Below are 13,700 nucleotides of genomic sequence, written 5' to 3' on the forward strand. Positions count from 1 at the left end.
TCACCGCTCCCGCTGCGACGGCTTGGCCATGGTCAGGCCGCGTACGAGGTCCCAGTCCTCGTCGCCCGGTCGGATGCCCAGTTCCCGGCAGGCGCGCACGGCGTCCAGATACTCGGCCGTGCTGGGGAACCGGCCGCGCCGGGCGTCCTGGTCCCGCCTCGCCTGCACCAGCTCGGCGGCCAGCATGCGGACCAGCTCCCGCGTGGGGGCGTCCAGGTCCACGCCCTCGTACTCCAGATGCAGTTCCGCGATCCTGACCAGGCTCTCCGCCTCCGGTTCGGGCAGCCGGAACATCACACAGCGTCTCAGGAAGGCCTGCGGCAACTCCCGTTCACCATTGGTCGTGATGACGATCAGGTGTCGGTCCACACCCGGCTCCCGCGAGATCGTCGTGTCCGTCTCGGCGACGGTGAACTCCTGCGAACCGAGCGGTACGAGCAGGCTGTTGGGCACGTCCGGGTCGGCCTTGTCGATCTCGTCGATGAGCACCACGGCACCGCCCGCCCCCTGCGGGTTCTGCCCCTCCGGCGGCCGGGTCGGGACACCCCGGCGGCGGGCAGAGTCGGGGGCCAGCGACCGCCACAGGACGCCGGGGCGCACATAGTGGGCATCGTTCAGCCGGACACGGCGGGCCTGGGCGTCCGCGAGTCGGCGCACGCTGTCGAAGGTCCAGAGGAGATCGGTCGCCCGGGTACGGGAGGTGACCACGTGCTCGTAGTAGCGCAGGCCCTGCTCGCGGGCGTAGAAGGGCGCCAGGGAGGACTTGCCCGAACCGGGCTCCCCGCTGAGCAGCAGCGGCCGGTCCGTGGCCAGCGCCACCCTGACGGCCAGCGCGAGGCCTGCCGGCATGACGTAGACACGGCCGTCCCTGGGGTCGGGGCCGTGAAAGGCGCGTTCGGTCACGGGGACTCCTCGTACCGGCCGGCGAGCTTGTCGGGGAGCTGTGCCAGGCGTTTGTTGCGCAGGCGCGCGGTGACCTCGTCGGAGGCGGAGAGCAGCGGTTTCGGCACCACGGGGTTCTTGAAGGCGGCCAGCACCGGCGGTTCGGGCACGGGGGTGCCGGTGGTGACCAGGACGATCAGCCAGGAGAAGGCGTCGTGGAGCAGGCCCACCGCCTCGGCGAACTCCGCGTCGGGCGGCGCGGACTTGTCGATGACGAGGTAGTGCGTACGGTCCCCGAGGTCGTCCGGCAGTATCCGGTCCTCGTGGGTGTCGGCTTCGAAGAACTGTGCCCATACGGTCTGTTCCCAGTCCCTGAACCGTTCGCCGACCCGGTCCTCGCCGGTCGGCAGGTCCCCGGTCGACCTCACCTCGTAGCCGAGGGTGGCGCAGCAGGTCGCCCGGCGGATGTACTGCTGTGCCGTGCCCGCTCTTCGGGCGTTGAGCAGCACGGTCATGTCCCGTGGCGTCCGGCCCGCCCCGGGCAGCAGGGCGCGAGCGGCCTCCTCGTCGACCCAGGTGGCGCTGAGCTGGGCGATCAGCCGGCGCAGGGTGCCGTCGGGCAGGGCCGGGGCCAGATCGTTGAGTGCCCGCTCCACGCGCGCGGGAGGTGCCACCAGGAACTGGTGGGCGAGAAAGAGGCAGCCGCCCGCGGCCGCGGTCACTTCGGGCAGGTACTTCTGCTCCAGGCCCAGAGTGGTCGCGGCCCGGGTCAGCTCGCCTGCGCGCCGGGCCTCGGAGAGGTAGGACTCCAGCCGGTCGAGCCAGGTCCGCATCGGGGTGTCGCCGGAGACGGCCGCGGCGGGCAGTTCCGCGAACCGGTCGAGCACGGACTGCGCTATGTCCTCGGCGACGTCGGGCGCTCCGTCCGGGGTGCGGGCGAACTGGATCGGTCCCAGCTCCTCCAGTCCCGTCTTCTTCACCTCGGTGGTCGAGAGGTCGCCCAGCAGGACCGGGACCACGGGCAGGGGTGCGCCCAACGCCCTGCGCCACAGCAGGATGTTGACCTCCCGTCGTACCCAGGAAGAGGTCAGGGCCTTCTCGTTGAGCAGGAAGACGACCGCGTCGCAGCGGGCGAGCCAGTCGACGATGCGGGGCCGCCACTCGTCGCCGGGCGGGATGTTCTCCTGGTCCACCAGGACGTCGTAGTGCTTGAGCCGAAGCTTTTCCACGAGGGAGTCCCGGACAGCCATGGCGAAGTCGTCTCCTCGGGCGCTGTGGCTGATGAAGACCTCCCTCACCCGACTGATTGTGATCCATCACGCGTCGTCACGTGAGGAGTTCACAGAGTCGGCGGCCACGAATTCCGTCCGGGACCGGCTCATCGCGCCGGCCGTCACAGTCCCGCGTCGAACTCCGGCTTCGCGACGATGATCCGCCAACGTCTGAGTTCCTCCGTCAGCGTCGTCTCGACCCCCACGACCAGTGCCCGGAACGCCCGCCCCGCCTCGGCCGGGTCCGCTCCCGGCGGCCCGTTCAGCAGTTTGCACAGAGTGTTCTCGTACGTGTCGAGTTCCTGCCGGGTCTGTCGGTACGACGCTGCCAGGCGCTGGGTGGCGAACAGGTTCTGGATCGCCAGGACACTGTTGCACAAGGGCGGCAGACCCGCCGCGAGCAGGGCGATCGTCATGGCCGCCGTCGACCGGTCAGCGTCGGCGCGTCCCTCGGCGAGCAGTACGGCGTAGCAGAGAGCCACGGCGATACCGGCGAGGATGGCTCCCTTGGCGACCCGGCCGAGGGTTCGCTCGGTGCGCTCGCAGGTTCCGGCGGCCAGCTCGAAGAACAGGCTCTGGCGTCGGATCCGGTGGTCGAGGTAGGTGCGCATGCGGTCGGTGGCGTCGGCGGCGGGCGCGGCAGCGGGGCGGCGCCAGACCTCGTCGTGCCAGTACGTCAGGGTGCCGTCGGCGGCCGGGTCGCCGAGGCGGGTGAAGGCGTCCAGTTGGGCGGGGCCCGCGTGGGCGATGAGGTTCAGCCGGACGTCCCTGACCTGCTCGGTCTCCGTCGGGGTCAGACCGAGGTACGGGCCCGCCGACGCGACCAGCAGGTACTGCTCCCTGCGGAACAGTTCCGCCCGGGTCCGGCTGGTGACCCACGGTCTGGAGGGCTCCTGCTCGGTCCGCACCGTCCAGATCATGGCGACCAGCAGCAGACACTCCGCGCAGACGAAGCCCAGGGCGAGCGGGCTCCCCTGGGCCAGGAACGCGGACTCGACCGTCAGGAACAGCACCGCGAGCGCGGGGAGTACGGCGAGCCGGATGCCGGTCGCCCTGAACCGGCCCTGCCGGTCCACCGGATCGTCAACCGTCGGGGACGCGACGACCCCGGGGTACTCGAGGGGCCGACGCACTCCGGCCCTCGGCGCCCACACCTCGCGCGTCGCCCGGCTTCTGCGGCGCCGGCGCCGGTGCGCCCACTCCCGGCCGAGCCGGTACCCGCTGTCCAGCACCACGAGCACCCAGCCCGCACCGACCACCGGCAACCCCACGAGAAGCACGGGCACCTCGGTGAGCACCGCCGCCACGCCCCACCCGACGAACACGACAGTGGCGCCACCCACGACACCCAGCCGCCCTGTAGCCGACATCCCCCGCCCCTCCCCCACGACGCGGACCGCGACGCTACCGGAGGTGCACCCACGCCCACCGGGAAATCGACGGAACGGACTCGCGCTCCCGGCACCACAGACCCCGTGCGCGTGGCCCACCGCACCTGCCCCGCACCGGAACCACACTCACCCGCCCTCGGGAAGCCCCCGGATCCCCCGCGAGCCCTCGCCCCCACGTCGGCGCGGGCGCCGCCCATGACACCGCCCGCCCCGCCGACGCCCTCACGCCCGCAGCATCTCCTCCAGCTTCCGCGCCACCAACGACGCCTCGTCCCCCGGCAGCGGCGCGCCCTTGCCGTTGGTCACGTAAAAAGCATCCACCGCATTCGACCCCAGCGTGCTGACATGCATGCTCCGCACCCGCACCCCCGCATCGTCCAGCGCCCGCCCGATCCGATGCAGCAGCCCCGGAGCGTCCTGCGCCCGCACCTCGATCACCGTGGCCAGCCGGGAAGCCGTCGGGTGGACGGTCACCCGGGCCGGCGGTGCCACGACACCCCGGCGCCGCGGATAAGCCGCATCCCGCTCTGCCAGCCGCCCCGTGATGTCCAGGGAGCCGTCCAGGGCCCGTACGAGGTCGGCGCGCAGGCGGGCCGCCTGGGGCAGGGAGCCGTATTCGGCGGCCACCCGCCAGTCGAGGAGCAGGACCGCGCCCTCGACACCGTCCGGAAGATCCAGTGCGCGCAGTTCCGCCGTGCGGACCGTCAACCGGTGCATCGCCAGCACCCCGGCCACCGCGGGCAGCACCCCCGGCTGGTCGGGTACGGCGATCAGCAGTTCCACGCCCAGCGGCTCGGGATCCCCGGAGGGCTCCTCCTCCGACGCGTCCGCCGGGGGTTCCGTCTGGGCGCGCAGCGCCAGTACCGGTCCCCCGGTCGCGATCGCCTCGATGGCGAGCCGTTCCTGTTCGGCGGTGGGCGCGGCGGCCTCGGGTTCCTCGGCGGCGTCCCCGGAGAGCACGGCGGCGACCCGTTTCACCAGGTCGGCGACGAGCGAACCGCGCCAGGTCGACCAGGCGGCCGGGCCCGTCGCCAGCGCGTCGGACTCGGTGAGCGCGTGGAGCAGTTCCAGGGTGCTCTGCGAGCCGACCGCCTCGGCGACCGAGCGCACGGTGGCCGGGTCCTCCAGGTCACGCCGGGTCGCGGTGTCGATGAGGAGCAGATGGTGCCGTACGAGAGTCGCCAGCACCGCCACGTCCGCGCGGTCGAAGCCGATGCGGGCGGCCACGTCCTTGGCGATGATCTCGCCCGCGACGGAGTGGTCGCCCGGCCAGCCCTTGCCGATGTCGTGGAGCAGCGCGGAGACGAGGAGGAGGTCGGGGCGGCTGACCCGGCGGGTGAACTCGGAGGCCCGGACGGCCGTTTCGATGAGGTGGCGGTCGACCGTCCAGATGTGGACGGCGTTGCGCTGCGGGCGGCAGCGGACCCGTTCCCAGTCGGGGAGGAAGTGGGTGATCAGGCCCTCGGCCTCCAGCGCCTCCCAGACCTCGATGGTCGGGCGGCCGGAGCCCAGCAGCGTCACCAGTTGTTCGCGGGCCTCCGCAGGCCACGGGGTGGGCAGCGGGCGTGCCGCCACGGCCATACGTCGGACCGCGTGCAGGGAGAGCGGGAGGCCCGCCTGGGCGGCCGCCGCGGCGGCACGCAGCGGGAGGACGGGGTCGCGGTCGGGGCGGGCGGCGCGGGCGAGCACCACCTCGCCGTCCTGTTCGACGACACCCTCGGCCAAGGGTGAACGTTCCGCCACCGGCTTGCCGCCCCCCAGCATGGCGCGCAGGCGTGGGCGTACGGCGCGTGATCTCAGCACGCGCCCCACCTCGCGCCAGGTGACGTCGCTGGCGTACGACACGACGCGTGCGGCCTCGTACACCTGCCGCAGGAGGGTGTCGGCGTCGAGGAGGCCGAGTTCGGCGGCCACCTGGTCCTGTTCCTGGAGGGCGAGGCGGTCGGTGGCGCGGCCGGTCGTGAGGTGGAGGGCGTCGCGGACGTCCAGGAGACGGCGGCGGGCGTCGGTGAGGCCCTCGCGCGGGGCGTCGGCGAGCCAGGAGGCGGCGACGGCGCGCAGGGCGGTGGCGTCGCGGAGGCCGCCGCGGGCCTCCTTGAGGTCGGGTTCGAGGAGGTACTGGAGCTCGCCCTGGCGTTCGGCGCGCTCGGCGCAGAGTTCCTGGAGTTCGGGGAGGCGTTTGGGGGCCTGGTTGCGCCAGTCGGCGAGGACGGCGGTGCGCAGGCCGGCCGTGAGGCCGAGGTCGCCTGCCAGGTGGCGGGCGTCCAGCAGGCCCAGCTGCACCTTGAGGTCCTCGCCGGACACCTTGCGGGCCTCGGACTGGGTCCGTACGGAGTGGTCGAGGGCGAGGCCCAGGTCCCAGACGGGGTACCAGAGCCGGTCGGCGAGGGCGGCGACCCCGGCGGAGTCGCTGCCGTCGTGCAGGAGGAGCAGGTCCAGGTCGCTGCGTGGGGAGAGTTCACCTCTGCCGTAGCCGCCGACCGCGACCAGGGAGACTCCGCGCAGTCCCTCGGCGCCCGCGGTGAACAGGCCGGTCAGCCATTCGTCCGTCAGTTCGGCGAGGGCCGCACGGCGCGGCGGCCCGGACCGCACCCCCTCGGTGAGGAGGCGCAGCCGGGCCGCCGCATAGCCGCTGGGTCCCGAGTCCTCTGCATCCTTACGCACGTTCGTACTCGTCACCCAGCGACTCCTGTTCGTTTTCCTGCCTCAGAGCGCGTCCGGGCCGCGCTCGCCGGTCCGGACCCGGACGGCCGTGTCGACCGGGAGGGACCAGACCTTGCCGTCACCGATCTTGCCGGTTCGGGCCGCCTTGACGATGACGTCGATCAGACCCTCGGCGTCGTCGTCCTCGGCGAGAACCTCGATGCGGATCTTGGGAACGAGGTCGACCGTGTACTCGGCGCCGCGGTAGACCTCGGTGTGGCCCCGCTGACGACCGTAGCCGCTCGCCTCGGTGACCGTCAGACCGTGGACCCCGAAGGCCTGGAGGGCCTCCTTGATCTCGTCGAGCCGGTGGGGCTTCACAACGGCGGTGATGAGCTTCATGCGTCCACCTTCTTACTCTCGCCACCGACGGCCGTCGTGACGGACGTACGGGCCGAGCCACCCCCGGCGCCGCTGAAGTCGTATGCGGTCTCGGCGTGCTCGGCCTGGTCGATGCCGGCGACCTCGTCGTCCTCGGAGACGCGCATGCCGATCGTCTTGTCGAGGAGGAAGGCGAGGATCGCGGAGACGACCAGGGAGTAGCCGAGGACGGCGAAGACACCGGCGCACTGCTTCCAGAACTGGTCGAGGCCGCCGCCGTAGAAGAGGCCCTGGACCTCGGACTGGCCCTTGCCGCTGGCGAAGAAGCCGATCAGCAGGGAGCCGACGACACCGCCGACGAGGTGGACACCGACGACGTCGAGCGAGTCGTCGTAACCGAACTTGTACTTGAGGCCGACGGCCATGGCGCACAGCAGACCGGCGATGGCGCCGACGGCGATCGCGCCGATCGGGGAGACCGCACCGCCCGAGGGGGTGATGGCGACCAGACCCGCGACCGCGCCGGAGGCGGCGCCCAGCGTGGTGAACGCGCCGTGGCGGATCTTCTCGTAGATGAGCCAGGCGAGCATGGCGGCGGCGGTGGCGACCTGCGTGTTGACGAACATCAGGGAGCCGACGCCGTCGTCGTTGCCGAGCCACGAGCCGGCGTTGAAGCCGAACCAGCCGAACCAGAGGAGACCGGCGCCGAGCATGACCAGCGGGAGGCTGTGCGGGCGCATCGGGTCCTTCTTGAAGCCGACGCGCTTGCCGATGACCAGGATCACGCCGAGCGCCGCGGCACCCGCGTTGATGTGGACCGCCGTACCACCGGCGAAGTCGATGACGCCCAGCTCGAAGGCCCAGCCGCCCGCGCCCCATACCCAGTGGGCGACGGGGAAGTACACGACCGTGGCCCAGAGGGCGACGAACAGCGCCCAGGCCGTGAACTTGACGCGGTCCGCGAGGGCACCGCTGATCAGGGCGGGCGTGATGATGGCGAACATCATCTGGAAGACCATGAAGGCCAGGATCGGGATGGTGTAGCCGTCCCACAGATCGGCGGTGCCGATGTCACTGAGACCGACCCAGCCCGAGGTCCAGCCGATGAAGCCGCCCTTGTCGGTGCCGAAGGCGAGCGAGAAGCCGTAGAGCACCCAGAGGATCGTGACGATCCCGATGCTGATAAAGCTCATCATCAACATGTTCAGAGTGCTCTTGACCCGAACCATGCCGCCGTAGAAGAAGGCGAGACCGGGGGTCATGAGCAACACCAGGGCTGAACAGATCAGCATGAACCCGGTGTTTGCGGCAGACAGCGTGGGAGCGTCTGCGGCTAGCGTGATGGCGGCTGATGCCATCGGCGTCTCCTCGTCATTGGTACGGCCCCGTGCGGGCGAAGCCTGAGCGGATTGAGGGGTGGGCCGGTTATGCGCCAGAGATTGGCGCAGCGCCGTTTCGGTCGACGCCCCTCGATGTTTCGCCGCAGTGACGAAGGTGCCTTGTGTGTTACGGATCGATGAACTGCCAGATGTCGGACGCGCCGATCGTTATCGTGGCGCAACCTTCACCCGGGGCGGTGGTCCGACCGCGGCGGGCCTTCCGATGACCTGGCGGGGGAGCCGAGTCGGGCTGTTCGGGAGGGCCTGCCGCGGCCGGGGTTCCGGGGGTTCAGACCGCTTCGGCGGTCTCTGGCAGATCGATGGCGAGCTGGTCGGTGAGGTCGACGACCTCGGTGAGATCCCCGAAGTCGCGTACAGCCGTGTCGACGGTTTTTCGGATACGAGTGTTGACCCGCTCCGAGCGCACCTTCTTGGCGATTCCCATGGCCTCGGCGGCCAGCACGGTGGCCTGTTCCGGCTCCCGCTGGAGGAGGTGGACGGTGGCCATGCCGATCAGGTTCAGTGCGTACGACCGCTGGTGATCGGTGTCCTTCGCGAACAGGTCGACGGCGTTCCGCATGAGGGGTTCGGCGAGGGAGGCGTAGGTGGGGCTGCGCCCTGCGACATAGGCCAGGTCGCGGAAGGAGTGGGAGTTCTCGCCGTACAGCTCGGCGCGGGAGAAGAAGCGGATCCAGTCGGGATCGGGCTCGTCCCAATCGTGTACGTCCGCGAACGTGTCCTCGGCCATCCGCACGGCCCGCTTGCACTTTCCGGGCTGTCCCATATTGGCGTATGCGCGTGCCTCCATCGCATACAGCATGGCCTGGGTGCGGGGGCTCGCGCAGTCACGGCTGCCGTACTGCGCGAGATGGATCAGTTCGAGGGCGTCGTCCGGCCGGCCGAGGTGGATCATCTGGCGGCTCATGGACGACAGGATGTACGAGCCCAGGGGCTTGTCCCCGGCCTCCTTGGCCGCGTGCAGGGCCAGCACGAAGTACTTCTGGGCGGTCGGCTGGAGTCCCACGTCGTACGACATCCAGCCGGCGAGTTCGGCCAGTTCGGCGGCGACCTTGAACAGTTTGCGGGTGGTGGCCTCGGGCTGGGGCTCCTGGAGGAGGTCGGTGACCTCGTGCAGCTGTCCGACCACGGCCTTGCGGCGCAGGCCGCCGCCGCACTGGGCGTCCCACTGCCGGAACATCGCGGTGGTGGACTCCAGCAGTTCCAGCTCGGGCTGGGAGAGCCGGCCGGCCCGGCGCGCGGCGGACGGATGCTCGGGTTCCTCGGGCGGGGCGGGGGGCACGGGGACGAGCCAGCGCTGCATGGGCTCGATCAGGGTCGGTCCGGCGGAGAGGGCGAGGGCGGTGCCGAGGAAGCCGCGCCGGGCGAGCATCAGGTCGCTGCGGGAGAACTCGCTGAGCAGGGCCACGGTCTGCGGGCCCGTCCAGGGCAGGTCGACGCCGGACGCGGACGGTGACTGGCGGGCGGCGCGCAGCCCCAGGTCCTCGACGGAGACGACACAGCCGAAGCGCTCGGAGAACAACTCGGACAGGATCCGCGGGATCGGCTCGCGCGGGTTCTCCCCGTCGAGCCAGCGCCGGACCCGCGAGGTGTCGGTGGAGATGTGGTTGGCGCCCAACTGGCGGGCCCGTCGGTTCACTTGGCGCGCCAGCTCGCCCTTGGACCAGCCGCTGCGCACGAACCATGAGCCGAGCAGCTCGTTCGGGCGCTTGTCGGCGCTGGCCGGTGTCGTCGCGCTTCCGCCGTTGCCGCCCACTGGAACGCCCCCATCCCTGAGACCACTTGTCGCCGAGTGCGCCAAGCCCTATCAGAATGCCGGTAAATAGGCTTCGCGTCCGCCGGTTCTCACCCTTCGAACGGGAAGCCGACTTGCCTCCGGCATACCCACAAGCGCATGTGCCCCCAGGCCTCGTGCACTCAAAGTAATCCTACGATCACGGCTCCAGCCATGGGCATCCAGGAAACGCCACCATTCGCCACCCCTTCGAATGAACTACCGGGTGGCTGCACAGGATTCACTTGACAGAGGACAGCCGGAAGTGGGCGGAGGGATGCACGCGAGGGCGCACACAGCCGAGCGCACTACCCGCGGTACTTCCGGGCGCCGACTGAAACAGGTGATGGCGGGCAGGGCTGTCGGGCAGTCGGAAACACAGGGTTACGTTCCACGTGCATCTCGTAACCACCGGTGCGTCGGACCCGTTGGAGGGGGCATGGGCTTCACGATCGGCAGCAGCCGGGGTATCCGCGAGATCCGGCCCGGCACGCGCCGCCGCGGCCGGTCGTCGGAGTGCACCGCCGTGGCCGAGTACACCGGTCTCTGGGGCTGGGACGTGGTGGCCGGCGCCCGCGCGGCGGGCGGCGCCTGCTCCTGCGGCCTGCCGGACTGCCCCACGCCCGGCGCCCACCCGCTGAGCTTCGCCCCCCGGGTGGCGGCCGGCGCCACACTCGACGAGGTCACCGACACCTGGGGCCAGTTCCCCGGCGCCTCGGTGATGCTCCCCGTGGGCCGCGCCTTCGACGTGATCGAGGTCGCCGAACCGGCCGGCCGCCACGCCCTGGTCCGCCTGGAGCGCATGGGCATCCCCCTCGGCCCGGTCACGGCCACCCCGCAGGGCCGCGCCCAGTTCTTCGTCGCCCCCGGCGCCGCCGCCGAACTGCCCCAGCTCCTCTACCGCATGGGCTGGGACGACGCGACGCTCGACCTGCACGGCCTCGGCGCCGGTACGTATCTCACGGCGCCCCCCTCCGACCGGGGCGGCCTCGGCCCGGTCACCTGGCTGCGCCCGCCCGCCCTGGACACGGCGACGAAGCCGCCGGCGGCGAGGCTGCTGCTGGGGACGCTGGCCTATGTGGCGCACCGGTCGCGGGCGTAGCACCGGACCTCACCGAAACGAGAGGCCCACCGCATCTGCACCATGCGGCGGGCCTCTTCTCACTGAAGCACCTACTACTTGAGTACCTGGGAGATCCCCCGGGCTCTCCGGCCGTTCAGTCGCCGATAAGGGCGTCAACAAACGCCTCCGGCTCGAACGGAGCCAGGTCGTCGGCCCCCTCGCCGAGCCCGATCAGCTTCACCGGCACACCCAGCTCGCGCTGTACGGCGATGACGATGCCGCCCTTGGCGGTGCCGTCGAGCTTGGTGAGCACGATGCCGGTGATGTCGACGACCTCGGCGAAGACACGGGCCTGGACGAGCCCGTTCTGCCCGGTCGTGGCGTCCAGCACGAGCAGCACCTCGTCCAGCGGGGCGTGCTTCTCGACGACGCGCTTGACCTTGCCCAGCTCGTCCATGAGCCCGGTCTTGGTGTGAAGCCGCCCGGCGGTGTCGATGAGGACGACATCGGCGCCGGCCTCGATCCCTTCCTTGACGGCGTCGAAGGCGATGGAGGCGGGGTCACCCCCTTCGGGACCACGCACCGTACGGGCCCCGACCCGGTCGCCCCAGGTCTGGAGCTGATCGGCGGCGGCGGCCCGGAAGGTGTCGGCGGCGCCGAGGACGACGTTCTTCCCGTCGGCGACGAGCACGCGCGCGAGCTTGCCGGTGGTGGTGGTCTTGCCGGTGCCGTTGACGCCGACGACCATCACGATGCCCGGGGTGTCGAGGGGCGAGTCGGTGTTCACCGCGCGGTCGAACCCGGGTTCGAGGATCTTGAGCAGCTCCTCGCGCAGCAGCCCGCGCAACTCTTCAGGCGTCCGCGTACCGAGCACCCGCACCCGCTCGCGCAGCCGCTCGACCAGCTCCTGGGTGGGCTGGACGCCGACGTCGGCGGTGAGGAGGGTGTCCTCGATCTCCTCCCAGGTGTCGTCGTCGAGGTGCTCGCGCGCGAGGAGCGTGAGCAGCCCCTTGCCGAGCGCGTTCTGCGACCGGGAGAGCCGGGCGCGCAGCCGGACCAGCCGGCCGGCGGTGGGCTCCGGCACCTCGATCTCGGGGAGGGCGGGAGGTTCCTCGACGGCGACGGACGTGCCGTCCCCCGCCTCGGGAAGATCCACCTCCTCTATCGTGCGGCGCGGTTCGTCGCGCGGCGTCTCGGCCTCGTCGCCGATGTGCGGCTCGGCCGGAGGGGCGGTGAGGTCGGGTGTCGTGGGGGGCGCCGGGGGCAGCGGCTTCTTCCTGCGGCTGCCGACGACGAGCCCACCGAGCACACCGAGCACGATCACGGCGATGACTACAGCAAGGATGATGGTTTCCATAGCGGCACCAGTATGCGCGACCGCCCTCCGCCGCGTCCGGCCCCGGTAGCCCGCCCGGCCCCCTCCCCGCACCCCTGGCCATCTGACACACCGTCAGCTAATCTCCCCCGGCACACCCGCCGGAAGGGACCCCCATGCCCGTCACCGTCGTACGTTTCAACCTGGTCGCCCCCGACGCCACCCCCGCCGACCTCCGCGCCCGCTACCAGGCCGCGATCGAGATGGCCGCGTACGCCGACGCCCACGGAATCACCACCGTCCAGACCGAGGAGCACCACGGCGTCGCCAACAACTGGCTGCCGTCGCCGTTCGCCTTCGCGGGGGCGGTGTTCGGGGCGACGCGGCGGATCGCGGTGACGGTGTCGGCGGTGATCGGTCCGTTGCACGACCCCTTGAGGCTCGCCGAGGACATAGCCGTACTGGATCTCCTGAGCGGCGGCCGGCTGGTCACGGTCGCCGGAATCGGCTATCGCCCCGAGGAGTACGCCCATTTCGGCGCCGACTGGAAGCGGCGCGGCAAGCTCCAGGACGAGCTGCTGGAGACCCTCCTGAAGGCCTGGACCGGCCAGGAGTTCGAGTACCGCGGCCGTACGGTACGGGTCACTCCGCGCCCGTGCACCGACCCGCACCCGCTCCTCCTGGTGGGCGGCTCGTCGAAGGCGGCGGCAAGACGGGCCGCCCGCCTGGGCCTCCCCCTCTTCCCCAGCGCGCACCTGCCCGAGCTGGAGGCCTACTACAAGGAGCGGCTCGTCGAGTACGGCACCGAGGGCTGGACGATGATGCCGGCCGCCGAGACCCCGCTCCTGCACATCACCGAGGACCCGGACCGGACCTGGGCCGAGCACGGCCACCACTTCCTGCACGAGGCCCGGACGTACGCCTCCTGGCAGTCCGGCGACATCCGGTCGGCCGTGAAGTCGGCGGCCACGACGGTCGAGGAACTCCGCGCCGAGGGCGTCTACCGGATCCTGACGCCGGAGGAGTGCGTGGCGCAGGGCCTGGACAACTACGTACTGCACCCGCTGTCGGGCGGAATGCCGGTGGAGGAGGGCTGGCGGAGCCTCCGGTTGTTCGGGGAGCGGGTGGTTCCGGCGCTGGGCGGCTGACCTGCCGCGAAACCCGGTGGTCCGGTCGGGCCCGGCAGTGGTTCCCTGCGGTCATGAGCCTGTTGGTGGAAGTGTTCGTCCGCGAGCCGAACGGAAAGCTGCGGTTGCTCGAAGTGCCGGCCGACGTGTACCAGTCGGGCGGCTTCGAGTCATGGCGTACGACGGTGTGGGGATCGGAGGCGGTACGCGCGCTGGGCGCCCGCCTCCTGCCCGTGCTGGCCGACGCCGATCTCCATGTCGAGGCCGGGGAGGTGCCGGCCCTGCTGCGTGAGGTCGCCCTGCTGCGCACCCACCTGGACGCGATCGCCGCCGGCACGGAGCGGCCCCGGACCCTGGCGGAACACCGCGCGGGCATCGAGGACCGGCTGCGGATCATCGAGGAGAGCGCCCACAAGGCCCTGGAGATCGGCGGCGGCGTCCTCATCTGGTGAAACC

The 13,700-nt window shown here is 71.3% G+C and carries 11 protein-coding genes; 3 read left to right on the forward strand and 8 right to left on the reverse strand.

What is annotated here, in order from left to right:
* The 7 genes from OG787_RS12420 to OG787_RS12450 all read right to left on the reverse strand — a co-directional run bounded on the left by OG787_RS12420 (position 1) and on the right by OG787_RS12450 (position 9,721).
* Positions 1-903, reverse strand: coding sequence for an AAA family ATPase (locus OG787_RS12420; RefSeq protein ID WP_369035501.1), 903 nt, complete (start codon positions 901-903; stop codon positions 1-3).
* The gene (locus OG787_RS12425; RefSeq protein WP_405535226.1) at positions 900-2,180 is read right to left on the reverse strand and encodes a toll/interleukin-1 receptor domain-containing protein; all 1,281 of its coding nucleotides are present in this window, start codon (positions 2,178-2,180) and stop codon (positions 900-902) included. The genes OG787_RS12420 and OG787_RS12425 overlap by 4 nt, the downstream gene beginning before the upstream one ends.
* 95 nt (positions 2,181-2,275) lie before the next feature.
* Entirely contained in the window at positions 2,276-3,523 is a 1,248-nt protein-coding gene (locus OG787_RS12430; RefSeq protein ID WP_405535227.1) for a hypothetical protein, read from the reverse strand.
* 243 nt (positions 3,524-3,766) lie between these two features.
* Positions 3,767-6,223: a [protein-PII] uridylyltransferase gene (locus OG787_RS12435; protein WP_369035504.1), complete on the reverse strand. Its 2,457-nt coding sequence runs from the start codon at positions 6,221-6,223 to the stop codon at positions 3,767-3,769.
* A gap of 27 nt (positions 6,224-6,250) precedes the next feature.
* Positions 6,251-6,589: a P-II family nitrogen regulator gene (locus OG787_RS12440; protein WP_235474567.1), complete on the reverse strand. Its 339-nt coding sequence runs from the start codon at positions 6,587-6,589 to the stop codon at positions 6,251-6,253.
* Positions 6,586-7,926, reverse strand: coding sequence for an ammonium transporter (locus OG787_RS12445; RefSeq protein ID WP_369035505.1), 1,341 nt, complete (start codon positions 7,924-7,926; stop codon positions 6,586-6,588). The genes OG787_RS12440 and OG787_RS12445 overlap by 4 nt, the downstream gene beginning before the upstream one ends.
* Before the next feature lie 310 nt (positions 7,927-8,236).
* Positions 8,237-9,721 carry a hypothetical protein gene (locus OG787_RS12450; protein WP_369035506.1) on the reverse strand — a complete coding sequence of 495 codons (1,485 nt, stop codon included), beginning with the start codon at positions 9,719-9,721 and terminating at the stop codon, positions 8,237-8,239.
* 457 nt (positions 9,722-10,178) lie between these two features.
* Between OG787_RS12450 and OG787_RS12455 the strand changes: the two genes are divergently transcribed.
* On the forward strand, positions 10,179-10,841 hold the full coding sequence (locus tag OG787_RS12455) for a bifunctional DNA primase/polymerase (protein WP_405535228.1): 663 nt from the start codon (positions 10,179-10,181) through the stop codon (positions 10,839-10,841).
* 115 nt (positions 10,842-10,956) lie between these two features.
* On the opposite strand, the gene ftsY is transcribed toward OG787_RS12455, so the two are convergent.
* The gene (ftsY, locus tag OG787_RS12460; protein ID WP_405535229.1) at positions 10,957-12,159 is read right to left on the reverse strand and encodes a signal recognition particle-docking protein FtsY; all 1,203 of its coding nucleotides are present in this window, start codon (positions 12,157-12,159) and stop codon (positions 10,957-10,959) included.
* A 134-nt stretch (positions 12,160-12,293) separates the two neighbouring features.
* On the opposite strand from ftsY, the gene OG787_RS12465 reads away from it, so the two are divergent.
* Positions 12,294-13,265, forward strand: coding sequence for an LLM class flavin-dependent oxidoreductase (locus OG787_RS12465; protein WP_405535230.1), 972 nt, complete (start codon positions 12,294-12,296; stop codon positions 13,263-13,265).
* 53 nt (positions 13,266-13,318) lie between these two features.
* Positions 13,319-13,696 (forward strand): hypothetical protein, encoded by a 378-nt coding sequence (locus OG787_RS12470; RefSeq protein ID WP_369035510.1) that lies wholly within the window; start codon positions 13,319-13,321, stop codon positions 13,694-13,696.
* Positions 13,697-13,700 lie beyond the last annotated feature (4 nt).

Source organism: Streptomyces sp. NBC_00075 (assembly GCF_045041225.1).
GTDB classification, from domain to species: Bacteria; Actinomycetota; Actinomycetes; order Streptomycetales; family Streptomycetaceae; genus Streptomyces; species Streptomyces adonidis.